Annotated in this window: 14 protein-coding genes, 2 tRNA genes and 4 pseudogenes; all 20 read right to left on the reverse strand. The window is 39.5% G+C overall.

Going from position 1 to position 18,641, the window contains the following annotated elements; all coding sequences use genetic code 11:
- Positions 1-69: 69 nt before the first annotated feature.
- Positions 70-1,272, reverse strand: coding sequence for a 30S ribosomal protein S1 (gene rpsA / locus O3658_RS08590; RefSeq protein WP_001001618.1), 1,203 nt, complete (start codon positions 1,270-1,272; stop codon positions 70-72).
- Positions 1,273-1,434: 162 nt separating this feature from the next.
- Positions 1,435-1,506 (reverse strand) — tRNA-Gln (locus O3658_RS08595).
- A 9-nt stretch (positions 1,507-1,515) separates the two neighbouring features.
- Positions 1,516-1,596, reverse strand: a tRNA-Tyr gene (locus O3658_RS08600).
- A gap of 49 nt (positions 1,597-1,645) precedes the next feature.
- Complete coding sequence (locus O3658_RS08605; protein ID WP_371560866.1) at positions 1,646-1,876, reverse strand: DUF2969 domain-containing protein; 231 nt, start codon at positions 1,874-1,876, stop codon at positions 1,646-1,648.
- A gap of 134 nt (positions 1,877-2,010) precedes the next feature.
- Positions 2,011-2,655 (reverse strand): pyroglutamyl-peptidase I, encoded by a 645-nt coding sequence (gene pcp, locus O3658_RS08610; RefSeq protein WP_371560868.1) that lies wholly within the window; start codon positions 2,653-2,655, stop codon positions 2,011-2,013.
- Between the two features lie 13 nt (positions 2,656-2,668).
- Positions 2,669-3,592 (reverse strand): DUF979 domain-containing protein, encoded by a 924-nt coding sequence (locus O3658_RS08615; RefSeq protein WP_371560870.1) that lies wholly within the window; start codon positions 3,590-3,592, stop codon positions 2,669-2,671.
- Positions 3,589-4,278, reverse strand: coding sequence for a DUF969 domain-containing protein (locus O3658_RS08620; RefSeq protein WP_045763732.1), 690 nt, complete (start codon positions 4,276-4,278; stop codon positions 3,589-3,591). Before O3658_RS08620 ends, O3658_RS08615 begins: the two co-directional genes overlap by 4 nt.
- A gap of 34 nt (positions 4,279-4,312) precedes the next feature.
- On the reverse strand, positions 4,313-6,280 hold the full coding sequence (locus tag O3658_RS08625) for a peptide ABC transporter substrate-binding protein (RefSeq protein WP_371560873.1): 1,968 nt from the start codon (positions 6,278-6,280) through the stop codon (positions 4,313-4,315).
- Positions 6,281-6,301: 21 nt separating this feature from the next.
- Entirely contained in the window at positions 6,302-7,324 is a 1,023-nt protein-coding gene (locus O3658_RS08630; protein WP_371560875.1) for a branched-chain amino acid aminotransferase, read from the reverse strand.
- A gap of 143 nt (positions 7,325-7,467) precedes the next feature.
- The gene (locus tag O3658_RS08635; protein WP_371560877.1) at positions 7,468-9,519 is read right to left on the reverse strand and encodes a thiol-activated cytolysin family protein; all 2,052 of its coding nucleotides are present in this window, start codon (positions 9,517-9,519) and stop codon (positions 7,468-7,470) included.
- A gap of 327 nt (positions 9,520-9,846) precedes the next feature.
- On the reverse strand, positions 9,847-12,327 hold the full coding sequence (gene parC / locus O3658_RS08640) for a DNA topoisomerase IV subunit A (protein WP_371560879.1): 2,481 nt from the start codon (positions 12,325-12,327) through the stop codon (positions 9,847-9,849).
- A 320-nt stretch (positions 12,328-12,647) separates the two neighbouring features.
- Entirely contained in the window at positions 12,648-13,469 is an 822-nt protein-coding gene (locus O3658_RS08645) for an aminoglycoside 6-adenylyltransferase (RefSeq protein WP_371560881.1), read from the reverse strand.
- 16 nt (positions 13,470-13,485) lie between these two features.
- Positions 13,486-13,704 (reverse strand): annotated as a pseudogene (locus O3658_RS08650) (GNAT family N-acetyltransferase); the annotation flags it as partial.
- Positions 13,705-13,770: 66 nt separating this feature from the next.
- The gene (locus O3658_RS08655) at positions 13,771-14,145 is read right to left on the reverse strand and encodes a GNAT family N-acetyltransferase (RefSeq protein ID WP_371560883.1); all 375 of its coding nucleotides are present in this window, start codon (positions 14,143-14,145) and stop codon (positions 13,771-13,773) included.
- A gap of 26 nt (positions 14,146-14,171) precedes the next feature.
- Positions 14,172-14,619: pseudogene (locus O3658_RS08660) on the reverse strand (DUF6261 family protein); the annotation flags it as partial.
- A pseudogene (locus tag O3658_RS08665) lies at positions 14,610-15,173 on the reverse strand (aminoglycoside 6-adenylyltransferase); the annotation flags it as partial. The pseudogenes O3658_RS08660 and O3658_RS08665, both read right to left, overlap by 10 nt.
- Positions 15,163-15,705: a hypothetical protein gene (locus O3658_RS08670; RefSeq protein ID WP_371560885.1), complete on the reverse strand. Its 543-nt coding sequence runs from the start codon at positions 15,703-15,705 to the stop codon at positions 15,163-15,165. The pseudogene O3658_RS08665 and the gene O3658_RS08670, both read right to left, overlap by 11 nt.
- Before the next feature lie 118 nt (positions 15,706-15,823).
- Positions 15,824-15,922 (reverse strand): annotated as a pseudogene (locus O3658_RS08675) (YkvA family protein); the annotation flags it as partial.
- 273 nt (positions 15,923-16,195) lie between these two features.
- Complete coding sequence (parE, locus tag O3658_RS08680) at positions 16,196-18,139, reverse strand: DNA topoisomerase IV subunit B (RefSeq protein WP_371560887.1); 1,944 nt, start codon at positions 18,137-18,139, stop codon at positions 16,196-16,198.
- A gap of 229 nt (positions 18,140-18,368) precedes the next feature.
- On the reverse strand, positions 18,369-18,641 hold a 273-nt coding region (locus O3658_RS08685; protein WP_371560889.1), incomplete at its 5' end, for a transposase.

Consider the following 18,641-nt stretch of genomic DNA (forward strand, 5'->3'; position numbering starts at 1 on the left):
AAAATGCTAGTAGAAAAAAGAAAAATCCCTTGTTTTAAAAACAAAGGATTTTATTCAAATTCGAATGGATTAAAGTTCGATGTCTCCGAACAAGTCAGCCATTGAGAATCCTGTTTGAGTTTCAGGAAGTTCAAAATCACGTTTTTCTTGACGTTTTGGACGACGTGGACGTGGAGCGCGTTTTTCTTCTTTTTGTCCTTCTTCTTGAGCTGGACGTTCTTCAAGAGCTTTGATAGAAAGTGATACGCGTTCTGCATCAGCATTAACTTCAAGAACTTTAACAGTAACTTCTTGACCAACTTTAAGAGCTTCTTTTGGATTTTCAATACGTTTGTGTGAAATTTGTGATACGTGAACAAGTCCATCGATACCTGGCAATACTTCAACAAATGCACCGAAGTCAGTCAAACGTTTAACTGTACCTTCTACAACATCACCTTTAGCCAATTTTTGCTCAACGCCATCCCATGGTCCAGGTGTTGTAGCTTTAAGTGAAAGTGATACACGTCCTTCTTCTTCGTTAAGATCAAGGATTTTCACTTCAACTTCTTCACCAACAGTTACAACTGATTTTGGTGAAACGTTACGTTCGTGTGACAATTCAGTCAAGTGAACCAATCCGTCAACACCACCAAGGTCGATGAAAGCACCGAAGCTTGTAATACGTGCAACTTTACCAGTTACAACATCACCAACAGCCAATTTACCAAATACTTCAGCACGAGCTGCTGCAGTTGCTGCTTCTACAACTTCACGACGTGAAAGGATGAAGCGGTTTTCTTTAGGATCAACTTCTTTGATTTTAGCATCAAACTCTTGACCTACAAAACGCTCAGTGTTACGTACAAAACGAGTATCCAACATTGAAGCTGGGATAAATCCACGTACACCTTCAAATTCTACTGAAAGTCCACCCTTAACAGCGCGAGTTCCTTTAACTGTAACAACTTCTTCTTCGCGTCCTACAAGTTTGTCCCATGCTTTGCGAGCTTCAAGGCGTTTTTTAGATACAAGGTATGTTACTGTATCAGTATCTTTACCAACTACTTGACGAAGTACAAGAACATCCAATACTTCACCTACTTTTACAAAGTCATTGATATCCGCATCGCGATCGTTTGTCAATTCGCGAAGAGTCAAGACACCTTCAACACCAGTTCCAGAGATTGCAACATTAGCTTGAGTAGCATCAACTGTCAATACTTCAGCACTAACAACATCACCTGGCTCAACTTGGCTAACGCTATTTAGCAAATCTTCAAATTCGTTCATCTAAAAAATCCTCCAACAATCAAGTTTTTCTTAAACTTGACATACTTATAATTTTTTCCTAAGCACCCGCAAAGACATGTTATATCGTTCACGTCCTTCAATTATAAAAATAAAATACCCTAAGATATTTTTCTTTTTATCCTTGAATTTATTACCTAAGAACTGGGGTAGCTGGATTCGAACCAACGCATGAGGGAGTCAAAGTCCCTTGCCTTACCGCTTGGCTATACCCCAAAAGTGAAATGGAGAGAGAGGGATTCGAACCCCCGAACCCGAAGGAGCGGATTTACAGTCCGCCGCGTTTAGCCTCTTCGCTATCTCTCCAATGTTCAACGAAAACTATTATATCATGAAAATTTACAAAAAACAAGCTTTATTTTGCTAAATTATAATTTTCAATCAAAATTTCCACAGCTTTTTCAAGTTTTTTATAAAAACTATCGACATTTCCATTCTTTATGATCGCAAATTGATTATCTAGTTCAGCAATTTCACCAATAACCTTTTTACCAATCGTTAAAGTATACCCTTCATACTTTTCCTTACCAACTAAAACACTTGCGTCTGTTAATTGAATTTCAATTTTTTTATCTTTTTTACTCATACGATACCTCTTTTCACTCTTCCTATTGTACAAGAAATTTAAAAAACTGGCAAGAAAAAACTCTTTATCAAGACAACCTTGATAAAGAGTTTTTGTGACAAAATCTTATTTTTTAATCTAGGGAAGATTCATTGTTAGTGGGTTGCCCCACCCACTAATTTTATGTCCTTATCTTTATAATCTACGATAGCACCAATCGCAGCTTCGATACCTCTGACGATATCAGTTAAACTCATAGATGATGTATTAGGTTTATTGATCACCTGTTCTGTCATATAAGGAATATGCATAAAACCTGCTCTCATATCGGGAAATTTCTTATCCGCTAAATAGAGAGCCTGATACATCAGATGATTGCAAACAAAGGTTCCCGCTGTATTGGAAACTGTAGCTGGTAGCCCTTCCTCTTTTATGGATTGAACCATTGCCTTAATAGGTAGTGTGCTAAAATAGGCTGCTTGACCGTCCAGGCGTATAGGAGTGTCAATCGGCTGATTCCCTTGGTTATCAGGGATTCTAGCATCATCTTGGTTGATGGCAACTCGTTCAGGAGTTAGACTAGCTCTTCCTCCTGCTTGTCCAATGCAAAGCACCGCATCTGGCTGAAAGCGGACGATTGCTGTTTCTAATACCTCTGCTGATTGATAAAAGACTGTTGGGATTTCTACCCAATGAATTTCAGCTCCATGAATCTCAGATGGTAATGATTTAACAGCTTCCAGAGCTGGATTGACCTTTTCACCACCGAAAGGATCAAAACCTGTTACTAATATTTTCATTTTATTTCCTTTGCTAAAATGCCAAAAAGTACATCAAAAATATATGTAGGATAATCATGATAACAGCCACTCCTACTTGCGCTTTGATAACCCCATTTGGATCTTTCATATCCAGGAGAGCTGCCGGTAAAGCATTAAAGTTAGCCGCCATTGGAGTCAATAAGGTTCCACAGCAACCTGCCGTCATTGCTAGAGCTGCAGCCACGATTGGATCAGCTCCCAAAGCAAATACAAAGGGAACTCCAATTCCAGCAGTAATGACTGTGAAAGCCGCAAAAGCATTCCCCATTATCATAGAGAATAAAACCATCCCAAGGACATAAGCTACCACACCCATAAAACGACTACCCGAAGGAACTAGACCGCTGATTAAATGCGAAATCAAGTCTCCAACGCCTGCAACGGTAAAAATTGCTCCCAAAGCCCCTAAAAGTTGAGGCACAATCCCACTAGTAGAGACTTGCTGAACCATGCGATTATTTTCTGCTAACAAGTTTTTAGGAGAACTCTTAGTAATCAATAAAAGAGAGATGGTTGCAAAAAATGCTGCAAGGCTGATAGCAATCTTACTAAACTCAGGGATCATTTTTGCTAATACCAAAGCAATCAAAGCCATTAACATGACTGGAATAAAAATTTTATTCTTTAGTCGTTTAGCTTCAATGTTTGCCTTGACTTCATCCAGAGACGGTAAGGTTCCGATACGAACCTGTTTAAAGAGAGTTAGCAGGGCTAATAGCACTACGATAACTCCAATACAGACAGAAGGTAGATAGGAACCACCGATAAAACTGATGCCCAATAAAGCCCAAAACCCAGCCGTTCCAAAGCGAACTGGGTTTGTTTTATCTTTATAGCTACAATAAGCTGTATGAAGGAATTGACAACCAATCACAATATAGGTCAACTCTAATAACTGTCTTGCTAGATTGGTCATTCTTCTTTCCCTTTACTAACCTTATTTGCTAGCAGTTTTCTATCAAACAGGTAATTGTAAATCCCAACTATAAATAGGGCAATTCCTGCAACTATAAGCGAAGCTGAAGCAATTCCTGCATAATTACTTTCGTAACCTAATTGGTCCAGTGTGCCCCCTATCAAGAGGACACCACCTGCACCAACGAAAGTGTTTTGAGCAAAGAAATTTGCGAAATTATCATTTGCTGCTGCACGCGCTTTTAGCGCTTCGCTCTCCTGCTCCGTTAATTTTCTACCTAATTGAGACTCTGCTGCTGCTTGTCCCATGGGTTGAACCAAAGGCCTTACAAACTGCGGATGTCCTCCAAGACGAATGGCAAAGAAACCATCGAGTTCCCGAAAAAAGAAATACACTGTATAAAAACTTCCAACTGTTAGTCCCTTTATCTTTTGAATCAAGTCAATCGAACGTTGCTTGAGGCCAAAAGTTTCAGATAAACCTACCAGTGGCAAGGTTACCATAAAAATCGTCAGAACTCGTTGATTACTAAATTCTTTTCCCAAAATTTCCAAGAACTCAACAAGAGAAACGCCAGAAACTAGAGCGGTAACTAAACTAGCTAAGACTACCGTTGCAATGGTATCTAACTTATAGATAAAACCAATCACAATGATAACTATCCCTATTAGTTTAATCCATTCCATATAGACCCCTTTATTCCAAAAGTACTAGTCTATTTTATTTGACATGACTTTCTAGTTCTTTTTGGTATTTATTGTTTGATTCCAATTTCTCTTTTTGCCATCTTTCAAGAGCTGCTTGATATTCTTTAGCCGTTACAATCTCTTTTTGCAATTTCATTCCCTTGAAGATATATGGATCACCCTTGATACCTACTTGTGAGTAAGGTTTAGAGAATGGAACGACGTTGCTGACAACTGGTGAACCTCCTGATGAAGCTGTTGGCATCAAGAGAGAACTATCAGTGAGCCATGCTTGAGCTTTAGCATATTTTTCATATCTCTTATCCAAGTCATTTTTCTCAGAAACTGCATCATCCAAGAGTTTCTTATATTCGTCCAAACCTAGTTGAGCTACTACTTCCTTATCTTTTCCTTTAGTAATACCAAGGTGTTTCATAGCAGAACCGGTCTTAGGATCCATGATATTGAGATAACTTGCTGGATCTTGGTAACTTGGAGCCCATCCAGTACTGTTCAAGTCATAGTCTTTTTGAGCAGGAACACGTGCTTGAGATGTAATGCTTTCCTTCTCGTTATCAGTCATCTGAAGGACATCGATCACGACATTTTCTGAACCAAGAGTTGATTCGATTGATTGTTTAAAGGAATTGCTTTGTTGAACGGCAATGGTATCTGTCTGTTCAACTGGAACATCCAAGTGAATTGGGAAGGTTACACCTTTTGCTTCCAATTCTTTCTTAGCTTTTTCAAATGAAGCTTTGGCTTTGTCAGGATTGTAGATGGTATCTTTTCCGTCAACGAGCTCAACACCTTTCCATTGGTCTCCATAGTTGACCAATTCTTTTTGAGCGATATCACCAAAGTTTTTACCACCAGATTGAACGAAATTGTCTGGTACTAGGCTATTACGAATAATCTTGTCCGCACCATCTTCACCATTGAGCTGGGCAGCATAAGAATGACGGTTGAAGGCAAAGTTGATTGCTTGACGGAAGTCCTTGTTCAACATTGCTTCTTTTGTAGAAGTTTTCTGTTCTTCACTTGTTTTCGCTGTCTTATTGAAAGATTGACGGTTTACGTTAAAGGTAAAGTAGTAACTAGTTGAATCCTGTGGGCTGTAAGTAATTTTATCTCCGTATTGTTCCAAAGTAGAAGCAAAGTTTGAGCTACTTGGGAAGAGACGAGCTGTTGTGTAAACACCTGAAGAGAAGCTACGGATCAAGGATTCTTGGTCTGAACCATCATAGTAAGTTAATTTAACTTTCTCGATTTTAACCTTCTCTTTATCCCAATAATTTGGATTCTTTTCATATTCGATTAAAGATTTTGAAGTCAATGTCTTCAAGATATATGGACCGTTATAAAGAATACCAGCTGGGCTGACCGTTCCGTAATTCTTACCTGATGCTTTGAGGAATTCTTCATTTACTGGCAACATAGTTGCTGAAGTTACTTTTGAATTCCAGAAAGTTTCAGGTGCATTTAGAGTGTACTCAACAGTATAGTCATCTACTGCCTTAACACCAACTGTTGAGAAGTCGTTAGTCTCACCAGTCATATATTCATTCAAGCCCTTGATTGAGTTTTGAATAAGAGTGACACCGTCTGATTTGCCATCTGCTACGTGTTTCAACCCTGTAACAAAGTCATGCGCAGTTACTTCAGCGTATTCTTCACCTTCTGAAGTATACCATTTAACCCCTTTACGAAGTTTATAAGTATAAGTCAAACCGTCTTGTGAGACACTCCAATCCTCAGCGAGGGAAGGAATCAAATTCCCATATTCATCGTTTTCCAACAAACCATCAACGACGTTACCGATGATATCCGTTGTTGAAGTACGAGTTGCGATACTGTAGTCCAAAGATGATGGGTCTACTCCATAGACATAAGAAAAGGTTGTAGGTGCATCTGCTTCCTTGTCAGCTTTCCCACAAGCTACAAGAAGAACTGCTGTACTCAGGACCACTCCTGCTGTTAACATCCACTTTTTCGTTTTCATAAAGAACTCCTTTAATAATTTTTAATCTACTTTTACAATCCAACCTTCTGGCGCTTCAATATCACCAAATTGGATACCTGTCAATTCATCGTATAGTTTACGAGTCACTGGACCAACCTCTGTTTCACTGTAGAAAACATGGAAGTCGTCACCGTGTTGGATTCCTCCAATTGGTGAGATGACTGCTGCAGTACCGCAAGCACCTGCTTCTACAAATCGATCCAAGTTATCAATTGGCACATCCCCCTCAACAGGTTTCAAGCCCAAACGATGCTCTGCCAAATAAAGCAATGAATACTTGGTAATCGATGGCAAGATAGATGGACTCAATGGCGTTACAAATTCATTATCAGCTGTAATCCCAAAGAAGTTTGCTGAACCAACTTCTTCAATCTTGGTGTGAGTTGATGGGTCAAGATAAATAACATCTGAGAAATGACGGGATTTAGCCATTTTTCCTGGTAAAAGACTAGCTGCATAGTTACCTCCGACCTTAGCAGCTCCTGTTCCATTCGGTGCAGCACGGTCATACTCATCTTGAATCAAGAAGTTTGTTGGCACTAGTCCACCTTTGAAGTAATTTCCAACCGGCATAGCAAAGATGGTAAAGATATACTCTTCTGCTGGTTTTACCCCGATGATATCTCCGACACCAATCAACAGCGGGCGAAGATAAAGGGTTCCACCCGTTCCATAAGGTGGTACGTATTCTTGATTGGCACGGACGACTGCCTTACAAGCCTCTACAAACATTTCTGTTGGAACTTGTGGCATCAAGAGACGATCACTGGTACGTTGCAGACGTTTAGCATTTTCATCTGGACGGAAAAGTTGAACACTACCATCCTTTGTACGATAGGCTTTTAACCCTTCAAATGCTTGCTGTCCATAGTGAAGGCTTGGAGATGATTCGGAAATATGCAAGGTTGCGTCTTCTGTTAATTCTCCTTGAGTCCATTGTCCATCTTTAAAATAAGCGATATAACGATAAGGTAGTTTCATATAGGAAAAACCGAGATTTTCCCAATCAATCGTAACTGTCATGACAATCTCCTCTATTCTAATCAAAACTATGTATTCTATTCTACACTATTCTCTAAAAAATTCAAGTATTTTTTGTAATTTTCTGAAAATTTTACTAAAAAAGAAACCAGTCACTGGGACTGATTCCTTTTACAAGTGAAAAATTAGTTATTTTCAACTTTTTCATCGTATTTTGGTCTGATTGTTGTACCTGAGTTAATAATTGTACGTTTTTGAACAAGAGGAAGGTCTGTACGATTGTAAACTGTACGCCATGGTTCCCAAGCAAGACCTGTTTTTTCTTGAATCTTCACGCGTACATTACGTACATTTCCTTTAAATTGAAGTTCAGTTTGGAAGCCAGCTGTTCTGTTTTTACCATTATCTTCCCATTGACGTGAGCGAATGCTTTCAACTCCATCCTTATCATAAGTTACTTCATCCCAGTAAACATAGTAACGAGCGATATAAGCTCCCTTATGTTGTAAATTGAGGTAACCATTTTTGTATGAAGTCACTTTAGTTTCAATGTAATCTGTATTGCTTTGAATTGTGGCCACTTGATTATCTTTCAAGAATGCAGTCTTATAAGAAATCGGAACAGCAGGGTTTTGCGTACTGAAAGAAGCTCCTTCTTGAATCAATTTCTTCAAATCTTCTACTGTACCTGTCACAACACGTGCAGCACCATCAGCATTTCCACCTACGATTGAAACTGTTACAGTTGTATTCTTTAAAACACGTGCCCATTCAGATTCTGGTTTAATTGGCACTCCTTTGATTACAGCATTGATTGCTGCTTTCAACTCGGTACTCTTGCTTGTTGTTTCAAACTTAACATACATTTGACGTCCGTATGATACGCTTGATACATATACAGGAGGAGTATTTTCATCAATTCCACGTGCTTTCAATTGATCAACTGTTACTCCTGAGGCAAATACATCTGATGGATTTTTTGGAGCATCAAAGTTAGCAGTATAGTAAACTTGTTTAAAATCAACTACCTCAATTTGTTTTTCACCTTTATTGACAGCTTCAAAGTCAATTTTTAAATTAACTCCAATTTTTTCAAAGTCACTTCCAAATTTTGCTTTTAATTGATTCATGCTATAAGCAGAAGTTGATTCGTACTGCATACGTGCTGGAGCAGGGTTATTCCCAGCATATTTTTCATGCCAACGATTTAACAAGGTATTTACACCTTCCTGCATACCACTTACAGTTGGATTAGCATCTACATAGCTATCTCCGCCTACCATTCCTGGTAAATCAACACTAATTCTACCTTTGCTACGATCTAAACTAATTTGTTGTGGTTTATTTTCTAGAAGGTCTTGATTTGCTTTAAACAAAGCACCTAGGAAAATATCTCCGTTGCCATTAATGGCAACATCAGCAGAACCATTAGAAAGATTTTTCTTCACTTTTTCCACAACCACAAATTCATTTCCTTGTTGTTTTGTGCTTGTATTAGTGTAATTTTCTAACGCTTCGCCTTTTCTAGTTAAAATATTTAATTTATCATAATTTAAACCAAATAAATAGTTATTTAGCTCTGCAGTATAATCTTTTTTAGCTTTATTTTCTGTTTCAACTTTGTTTTCTGTTTTCTTATCTGCTACTACTTTTTCTTCTTCTACAGCACGATATACTTCAACTTCTGCTAAACTAAGAGGAGTGTTAGATTTATTTAATTCAATTTTTACATATCGTGCATTAACTCCTGAGAATTGAACATCAATTGTTGGTTGATTATTTAAGCTTTCGACATGTTGACGAGTTACTTCCTTACCATCTTTATCTAACAAAATAACATCAAAATCAGATAAACGATCCCCTACATTACTGTCTCCACGATTGTAAATACGAACAGTTCCCACACCTTCTTCTTTTGCTAGATCAACTTTCCACCAAGAATGATCTTGAAAATCTGTATGAGTAACTGAGCGATGGCCGTAGTCATTATCTCGATTGCCGTCAACCGCTCTAGAAGCATCTGCACCATAAGCAGTCGAACTCTGACTTGCAGACTTATGAGCAGCAATATTTTCACCAGCAACTGCAGCAACGCTTGGCTCTGTTGCTTTTACTACATTTGTTTGAAATACAAGGCCAGAACCTAGCAAAAATGTTGCAATGGCAACACCACATACTCCAACACTACGTTTACGAATAGAAAAACGAAATCCTTTATCTTGTTTGTTTTGAGACATAAAAAACTCCTTTTAGATTAATCAAACTACATTTCTTGAACGCGCTTTCTTGAAACGATATTAGTATAACATAAAAACAGATGTGATGCAATCGTTTTCTTAAAAAATATTATTTTTTTATTAATCTAGCTTGAATAATTGACCACATATTAATAATTTCACAATTAAATAACAGGCGGTCTATACCAATAAAAACAAGAAAACGAACAGGCTTGAGTCCCTATCAGTTGGGAATCATCACTGTTCGTTTTTGTATATATAATCAAATTCAACTCTTAAATCTATAGCTTAAGAAATTTCTCAACGAAAACCTTTTCATTGTTTTTATCATTTCTTAGATTCAAATTCTGTATAAGCTTCCTGAAGATAAGCATCATAAACTTCTTCATCAGAAATAGTATCAGAAATGAAGCTTCCATTGCTGGTTCGTTCTGACAAATTCAAATCTTGTAATCGACTTTCATAGATCGTTCCTTTATTAGATTGGATAACTAGAGTTTGTTCCCCATCTTCTACTTCTGTACTAAAGAGATCTCCGATAAATCCTTGTTCTGCCACCGCTCCAGCCGAAAAGACGCGATGTGGTTTACTCTTTAATTCTCTAAGGACCTGAAGACCACGATTAGCACGACTGGTTGCTGGAATTTCCTCGATCGAAACGCGCTTAAGACTTCCACGATGCGTCAAAAGATAGAAAGATGAAGTGTTGCAGATAAAGGCTGCTTGTATCACATCATCTGCTTTGAGATTCATGGCTTTGACACCTGCAGCCTTGGCACCGATGACTGGAACCTCTTCGATGTTAAAGCGTAAGGCATAACCGTTTCGACTAATCAAGAGAACATCATCCAGTTTAATCGGAGCTACTGCTACAATCTGGTCACTATCGTCTTTCAACTTAGCATATTTGACAGATTTAGAACGGTAGGTTCTCCATGGAGAGAATTCTTTTCGTTCGACACGTTTGATTTGTCCAAGGCGAGTCGCTGCAAAGTAAGTTGTCGCATCATCAAACTGATCCACAACTTCTACATAGATCACTTCTTCGTTGGTTTCAAAGTTTGTAATAGACTGGCTTAGATGTTCTCCGATATCCTTCCAACGAATATCTGCCAACTCATGGATTGGTCTATAGATGACATTTCCAAGAGTTGTAAAGATTAAGAGATGCTGGGTAGTTTTGACAGATTGAACGAATAGCAATCGGTCGTCGTCCCGTTTACCAATTTCTTCAAGTGTTGAAGCTGCAAAGGAACGAGGGCTAGTACGTTTGATATAGCCAGCCTTCGTCACGCTGACGTAAGTATCTTCTTCAGCGATAAGACTAGCTGTATCAATCTCAATCACTTTTGCTGTATCTTCTAAAGTACTCAAACGTGGAGTCGCAAATTTCTTCTTGACTTCACGGAGTTCTTTCTTCATGAGATTGTACATGGTTCGTTCGTCACCGATGATAGCCGCAAGCATAGCAATCTTTTCACGAAGTTCTGCTTCTTCTTCTTGCAAGACAACAACGTCTGTATTGGTCAAACGATACAATTGCAAGGTAACAATGGCCTCAGCCTGTTCTTCTGTAAAATCATAGCTGACCTTGAGGTTTTCCTTAGCGTCAGCCTTGTTCTCAGAAGCACGGATAAGGGCAATAACTTCATCCAGGATAGAGATGACACGAATCAAACCTTCCACGATATGGAGACGTTTTTCAGCCTTTTCCTTGTCAAAGCGAGAACGCGCCAAGATCACTTCACGACGGTGGGCAATATAGCTAGACAAGATTGGTACAATCCCAACCTGACGAGGTGTGAAATTGTCAATCGCAACCATGTTGAAGTTGTAATTGATTTGCAAGTCAGTATACTTGAAAAGGTAGTTGAGAACGAGCTCCGTGTTCGCATCTTTCTTCAGTTCAATTGCGATACGAAGACCATCACGGTCAGACTCATCCCGAACCTCAGCAATACCTGCCACCTTGTTATTGACACGGACTTCATCGATTTTCTTGACCAAGTTAGCTTTATTGATTTCGTAGGGGATCTCAGTGATAACGATTTGTTCCTTACCACCTTTAAGCTTCTCAATTTCCGTCTTAGAACGAACAACCACGCGCCCTTTACCAGTTTCATAGGCTTTTTTAATCTCATCACGACCTTGGATGATAGCTCCCGTAGGGAAGTCTGGTCCAGGCAAGAATTCCATCAACTTATCAACCTTGGCAGTCGGATGGTCAATCATATAAACCGTAGCATCAATGACCTCAGCCAAATTATGCGGTGGAATATCTGTGGCATAACCAGCTGAAATCCCAGTTGAACCATTAACTAAAAGGTTTGGAAATGCTGCTGGTAAGACAGTTGGCTCTTTCTCCGTATCGTCAAAGTTCCAAGCAAAAGGAACTGTCTTTTTATCGATATCCTGAAGGAGGTAGCCTGCAATCTCAGACAAACGAGCCTCAGTATAACGCATAGCCGCAGGCGGATCTCCATCCATTGAACCATTATTACCGTGCATTTCAACTAGAATCTCACGGTTTTTCCAGTCCTGGGACATACGAACCATAGCATCATAGATAGAAGAATCCCCGTGTGGGTGGAAATTCCCCATGATATTACCGACAGACTTGGCCGACTTACGGTAGCTCTTGTCAAAAGTATTGCCATCTTTATTCATCGAATAAAGAATACGACGTTGAACCGGCTTCAATCCATCACGAATGTCTGGCAAAGCCCGGTCTTGAATGATGTACTTGGAGTAGCGACCAAAGCGCTCTCCCATGATGTCCTCCAAGGACATATTTTGGATATTACTCATATAAGATACAAAGGGACGATTCGGCTTGCCGAAAATTTCTGTAGAAAAATAGGAAATCGATGCAGAGTTCAATGAACCCTAGACGATTTATCTTTTTCCTAAGTCTTAGTCCCGTGTTCAGTTACCTCTAGTAACCAAATTATCCTTTCTGTAGTTTAAAATACGTTTTAAAAGATACGTCAGGAGTTTTCACACAGCATTTAGGGCGTGTTCAACTCCTTTCAAAGAATGTAGAGTAGATTTTATAGAAAGGGTGTTTAGTTACTATAAATAACCAAACTATCCTTCTGTAGTTTAAAGTTATGAATTATTTTCTTTATTTACTTAGTACTTTGAAGTTTTTCCTTAGCATACTCAATCATCTTCTCCGCCACTTCTTTATCGTAGTCAAAGCCCATCTTTTGGGCAAGTCTTTGAGCTTCTTGGTGGAAAAGTTGCATCGTAGCCAATAAAGATTGAATGATTTTGTCTAAACTTAAGAAATCAAGCAGATTTGAGAATTCTTTCTCCTTCTCAGCAGGCAAGTAGTTAAAGAGGTACTTGTAGTTCTTACCGATGTCGACTGCTCCTCTATCTCTTGCGACCTGCCAAGCTAAGATTTCCAGAAGTTCTTGCTGACAAATACCGTAGAGATGGTCAGTCGAATAGATGACTTGCTTACGACAAATTCCTTTGACCACGTAGGCTGACACCCACCAAAATTCATTACAAGATTTTTCAAAATCCGTCTCAGTAGCTGGGGTTATCCAGTAACGCTCTGGACTTGGAGAATAGGTCTCAAACAAGCCCTTAGTGTCCTCTAGCACCGTGAAATCCGCTTCGCTTTCTACCCACTCTTGAATGTGGTCTTTGGGGCAGAGGGTTAAATCAATCCGATTGCCATCTTCAAATAGCATGAGATAGAGACGACGGTTGCCTAGGATATTATGTTGCTCAATGATACGTGTGCCAAACTTGTCCAACCAAGCAAGGTCACTCGTCAAATTATCTAAGTCGTCCATGACATAAACAACATCATAGTCTTGAAATTCGTCTTTTGGAGCTTGTGAATTTGTCCGCGAACCGGACATGGCGACAGCATCGACCTGTAGCACTTTTGCGGTTTGCAAAATCACATCAAACATCTCGGTTTCAGTTCTCATTGGAATACCTGCCTTTTTAGTGGAAACTCTTGATTCTGTATAGGACATGTCTATAAAGCAGACTGTCTGCTGGAACTTTTTAATTATCAAATTCTTTGACAAATTCCATGCTCAGTTTTTGCATAACTTTTTGCGAAAGTTGATTGAGTAAGGATGTAAAAGAGTAAACTTCTGACAAGCCAGCCTGCTGAAAAGCAAAGTCTAGACAGGCTTGGGCAGCCTCTGTCGCATAACCATCTTGGCTAGTTCAAGCGAATCTGTCAGACCCAGTTTGTTGTCAAGCGTCATTGGCTGTCTCCTTTCATTCAGATTTTCTAAATCCTGTACCAACAGGCTTAAAACTTATTGACCGATAAAATCCATCTGCTTCAGATATTAATTCAATCCGTGTCAAAGGATATTTTTTGTGGATCTCCTCAATCAGCTGCTGTCCCAGACCTTTTCTGCGGTAGGATTTATCAATAATTATTTCAGCTAAAAAGGTCGTCAGCACTTCATCCGTCAGATAACGGGCAAAGCCAAGGATTTTCTGGTCCTCTTCAAGCACCAAGTAATGAGACAGATTTGTTGAAAATAGAGCTGTCACTTTTTCCTCTGTAAAAGAAAGCCATTTTTCACTTTGATAAAGGCTATAAATAGCTTGACAATCTTTTCTGTTTGCAGGTCTGATAATCATCTTCTATTCCTCCAAATCTATCAGGCTTAATTAACACTCCCCACTGCTTCCGTTACCTTCATAGCAGGTTTGCGTTTTTTGTAGCGGCTGCGGATGGTGTTGAGGTGGTCGCGGAGATTGACCACGTGAGTTCTTTCAGGATAAGCGTAGGCGTTGATTGCAGTAAAATCCACAAGAAAGTCATAGATTTCTTGTAGTTTTGCACAGCCTTCCTTGTTTTGACTAGGTGCCTTGCCTTTTTTGCTCAGCCAAGCGCTCCTTATAGGCTTTTTCAAACTAAGCCTGCGCTTTTGTCAAGGTTTCTACATGAGTTGTCAAATTTAGGGTTGCAAGAGGAGTTTGGTAGTCCGTATCTTTTAGCTCCTTGAGTAAATGGTTAATAGCTTCTGTCTCTTTCTCGTAGCTCATACTCGTTAGCCCAGCATAATTTTTGAAAAATTTGCTGAGTTTTTCGTAAGCTTCCTTGCTACCTGCCAAGCCAAGACTTTTAACAATTCCTGCTGGCAAATACCGTAGAGATGGTCCGCCGCATAGATGACTTGCTTACGACAAATTCCTTTGACCACGTAAGCCGACACCCACCAAAATTCATTGCAGGATGCTGTAAATTCCTCTTCTGAGGGTGGAGCAGTCCAGTAGAGCTTAGGATTAGGCAGATACGATTCAAACAAACCTTTTTCGTCTTTTAAAACTGTGAATCCTGCCTCACTATCCACCCACTCGTTGATATGATCTTTAGGACAGAGGGTTAAATCAATGCGGTTACCATCTTCAAAAAGCATGAGGTAAAGACGACGATGTCCAAGAGTAACCTCTTGCTCTATGATTCGTTTGCCGAACTGGTCCAGCCAAGATAAATCTGAAATAGTCTCTTAAAAATTCTCAACGACATAGACCACATCGTAATCTTGAAATTCATCTGTTTGAACCTTTTGATTTGTACGTGAACCAGATAGTGCCACAGCATCAACCTGTAACTTTTTAGCTATTTCTAAAATCAGTCCAAGTATTTCCTGGTCAGTTCTCATGTGGTTCTTCCTCAGTGGTCTCTATGTTCTGAATAACAGCATCTTCATTTCTTTGCTGAAGAAGCTTCTGAACTCGTTTTCTTTCTAGCTCTCCAACTATAAATTGAATGATAGAACTAATTCCAAAAAATGGTAATAGAAACAGAATTCCCATTTCTTCAGTCAGCATTAAAAAGAGGAAGTTAACAATCGAAAATATTGCTAAAAACCAGGCATTCACTCTTAGAAGATTTGAATATGCACTAGGATAATGCTTGAGATGTTTCATACTTTTATAAACGCCTGTGAAACCAAAAGCTAAGCTAACTGGTGTGAAAATATAAAAGTCAAAAACATAGAAGAGCAAACCTGCATAAGGATAAGACCTAAATGGATTATCAAATAAAAAGACACTTGCAGTTACTATGGTTAATAGTAAAAATTCAAGAAAGCGAATTGTCTCAGGTTTTCCTGGTTTAGCAATCATATACGTAACTACACATAGAACCAGGACAATCACAAGAAAAGGAGTTTCGGACAATATACTTATCATGATTTATACCTCTTTTAGAGATCTAAAATTAAGAACTATAGACGATTTTTCAGATCAATCCTTGAGACTGACGCCATTTATCATAGGTTTCAATGTCTGTTTTGACCATATTCATACAAAGTCCTACAACAGCCATATCATCCAAGTAGCCTGCTAACGGAATAAAATCTGGAATAATGTCAATTGGGGAAAGGAAATAAATAAGTGCGCTTAAAACGGCTAAAATAGTTCCATAAGGAACCGTTGTGTATTTCCCTTGAGCATAATTTTTCACTAAAGAAATCATGACTGGGATCATTGTAAATTTCTTACCAACCAATGGCATCTCTTTAATTTTTTGCTCCAAACGGTACAAAAAATCATCTAATTCATCTTTATCGTTTAATAAGGCCTCAGATTGCGCATAGCCACTTTCAAGAGCTTCTTTTACTTGCTCTTCACTAATATTTTCAGACATATCTTGTCCTCCATTTGTATTTCTTGACAGTTTTTAAAACACAGTCGCTTCTTCCAGCGTAAACTTGACATTGTCTTCGATCCACTTACGGCGTGGTTCAACCTTATCTCCCATAAGGACATTGACACGACGTTCTGCGCGTGCCAGGTCTTCGATCGTAACACGGATGAGGGTGCGTGTCTCAGGATTCATGGTTGTTTCCCAGAGTTGGTCCGCATTCATTTCACCAAGACCTTTGTAGCGTTGGAGGGTAGCACCTTTACCGAATTGCTTACGTAGTTCTTCTAGTTCCCCGTCCGTCCATGCGTAGGCTACTTCCTCTTTCTTACCTTTACCTTTTGACATCTTGTAAAGAGGTGGAAGGGCGATATAGACATGTCCAGCTTCGACTAGTGGACGCATATAGCGATAAAAGAAGGTTAAGAGAAGAGTTTGGATGTGAGCACCGTCGGTATCCGCATCGGTCATGATAATGATCTTGTCATAGTTGGTATCTTCAAGAGAGAAATCTGCCCCTACACCAGCACCAATAGTATAAATCATGGTGTTGATTTCTTCATTTTTCAGGATATCCGCCATCTTAGCCTTGGCTGTATTAATAACCTTACCTCGAAGAGGCAAGATAGCCTGGAATTTACGGTCACGGCCTTGCTTAGCAGAACCACCGGCAGAATCTCCTTCGACTAGGTAAAGTTCATTCTTAGCTGGATTTTTAGACTGGGCTGGGGTTAATTTCCCAGAAAGCAAACCCTTGTCTTTCTTATTCTTCTTGCCATTACGACTCTCGTCACGCGCCTTACGTGCTGCTTCACGGGCATCACGCGCCTTGATAGCCTTACGAATGAGATTAGAAGCTAATTCTCCATTTTCCATGAGGAAGAAAGTCAACTTATCAGCTACAATCCCATCTACGACAGGACGAGCAAGGGGACTTCCTAGTTTATCCTTAGTCTGTCCTTCAAACTGCAAGTGTTCTTCAGGAACTAAAATAGAAAGAACGGCTGCTAGTCCTTCACGGTAATCTGAACCTTCAAGATTTTTATCTTTTTCCTTGAGAAGACCTGTCTTACGCGCATAGTCATTCATGACTTTGGTAATGGCAGACTTAAGCCCTGTCTCATGCGTTCCACCGTCCTTAGTGCGAACATTATTGACAAAGGACAGGATGTTATCTGAAAATCCATCGTTATACTGGAGGGCTACTTCCACTTGGAAACCATTGTCTTCGCCTTCAAAGTAGAGAACTGGTGTCAAGGTTTCCTTGTCTTCGTTGAGGTAGGAAACAAAGTCCTGCACCCCATTCTCATAATGGAATTCAATTGCTTCATCTGTTCGTTTGTCCGTTAATGACAAGGTTACATTTTTCAAGAGAAAGGCTGACTCATTGAGACGTTCTGAAATGGTATTGTACTTGAAGTCTGTCGTAGAAAAGATAGTAGCATCCGGCATAAAAGTCACTTTGGTACCTGTTTTAGACTTAGGTGCTGTTCCAACCTTTTCAAGAGTTGTTACTGGCTTTCCACCATTCTCAAAACGTTGCTTGTAGACTGCACCATCACGCGTAATTTCCACTTCCAGCCAACTAGAGAGGGCATTCACGACAGAAGATCCAACCCCGTGGAGACCACCAGAAGTCTTGTAACCACCTTGTCCGAATTTTCCTCCGGCATGAAGGATGGTAAAAATCACCTCAACTGTTGGAATTCCCATAGCGTGCATTCCCGTTGGCATCCCACGTCCGTGGTCTTGAACCGTTAAACTCCCGTCTTTATTAATCGTTACGTCAATACGATCACCAAATCCAGACAGAGCTTCGTCAACCGCATTATCTACGATTTCCCAGACTAGGTGATGTAGCCCAGCACCGTCAGTCGATCCAATATACATCCCTGGACGTTTACGGACCGCATCCAACCCTTCTAGCACCTGAATGGCGTCATCATTATAATTGTTAATATTGATTTCCTTTTTTGACACAAGGAACCTCCTATTTGTTCATCTTTTCTATTTTACAGGTTTTCTAAGGATTTTGCAAAATTTTCAAGTTAAAAGCCTATTCACAAGTCCTATTTAGTAAAAAAATCACTCATTCCCGCCCTAAAAAAAGAAACCAAGACGAGAGTCGAGTCTACTGAAAAAGCAGCTCTCTTACTTTTAATGAAATGAAAACCGAGGAATCACTCATCACTTTGAGCGAATTCCTCGGTTATTTTTTATTTATTAGGGTCATAATTCGTTTCATATTGACCACAAAGATGCTTGTGGCTGCCTGTAACTCCATGTTGAAAAGACCCGATGCCCTTGCGACATCAAAGCCATGTCTCTGTTTTAGTTCGGCATTCTTCGCTTCAATTTTATAGCGATGTCTGGCCATTTCTTTAAAATAAGGTGTTTCCTGAAATTTCTTCTGGAAAAGATGGTCGTCACTCTTAATGACTATTGAATAGGTTTTAGATTTTGCCCCCTCCGTATAACACCC

Origin of the sequence: Streptococcus sp. 27098_8_69, assembly GCF_041432445.1 — a bacterium.
Taxonomy (GTDB): Bacteria; Bacillota; Bacilli; order Lactobacillales; family Streptococcaceae; genus Streptococcus.

Excerpts from the sequence above, each read along its gene's own strand:
- rpsA (WP_001001618.1), bottom strand. The coding sequence starts at position 1,272 with ATGAACGAATTTGAAGATTTGCTAAATAGCGTTAGCCAAGTTGAGCCA.
- O3658_RS08605 (WP_371560866.1), bottom strand. The coding sequence starts at position 1,876 with ATGAGTAAAAAAGATAAAAAAATTGAAATTCAATTAACAGACGCAAGT.
- pcp (WP_371560868.1), bottom strand. The coding sequence starts at position 2,655 with ATGAAAATATTAGTAACAGGTTTTGATCCTTTCGGTGGTGAAAAGGTC.
- O3658_RS08615 (WP_371560870.1), bottom strand. The coding sequence starts at position 3,592 with ATGACCAATCTAGCAAGACAGTTATTAGAGTTGACCTATATTGTGATT.
- O3658_RS08620 (WP_045763732.1), bottom strand. The coding sequence starts at position 4,278 with ATGGAATGGATTAAACTAATAGGGATAGTTATCATTGTGATTGGTTTT.
- O3658_RS08625 (WP_371560873.1), bottom strand. The coding sequence starts at position 6,280 with ATGAAAACGAAAAAGTGGATGTTAACAGCAGGAGTGGTCCTGAGTACA.
- O3658_RS08630 (WP_371560875.1), bottom strand. The coding sequence starts at position 7,324 with ATGACAGTTACGATTGATTGGGAAAATCTCGGTTTTTCCTATATGAAA.
- O3658_RS08635 (WP_371560877.1), bottom strand. The coding sequence starts at position 9,519 with ATGTCTCAAAACAAACAAGATAAAGGATTTCGTTTTTCTATTCGTAAA.
- parC (WP_371560879.1), bottom strand. The coding sequence starts at position 12,327 with ATGAGTAATATCCAAAATATGTCCTTGGAGGACATCATGGGAGAGCGC.
- O3658_RS08645 (WP_371560881.1), bottom strand. The coding sequence starts at position 13,469 with ATGAGAACTGAAACCGAGATGTTTGATGTGATTTTGCAAACCGCAAAA.
- O3658_RS08655 (WP_371560883.1), bottom strand. The coding sequence starts at position 14,145 with ATGATTATCAGACCTGCAAACAGAAAAGATTGTCAAGCTATTTATAGC.
- O3658_RS08670 (WP_371560885.1), bottom strand. The coding sequence starts at position 15,705 with ATGATAAGTATATTGTCCGAAACTCCTTTTCTTGTGATTGTCCTGGTT.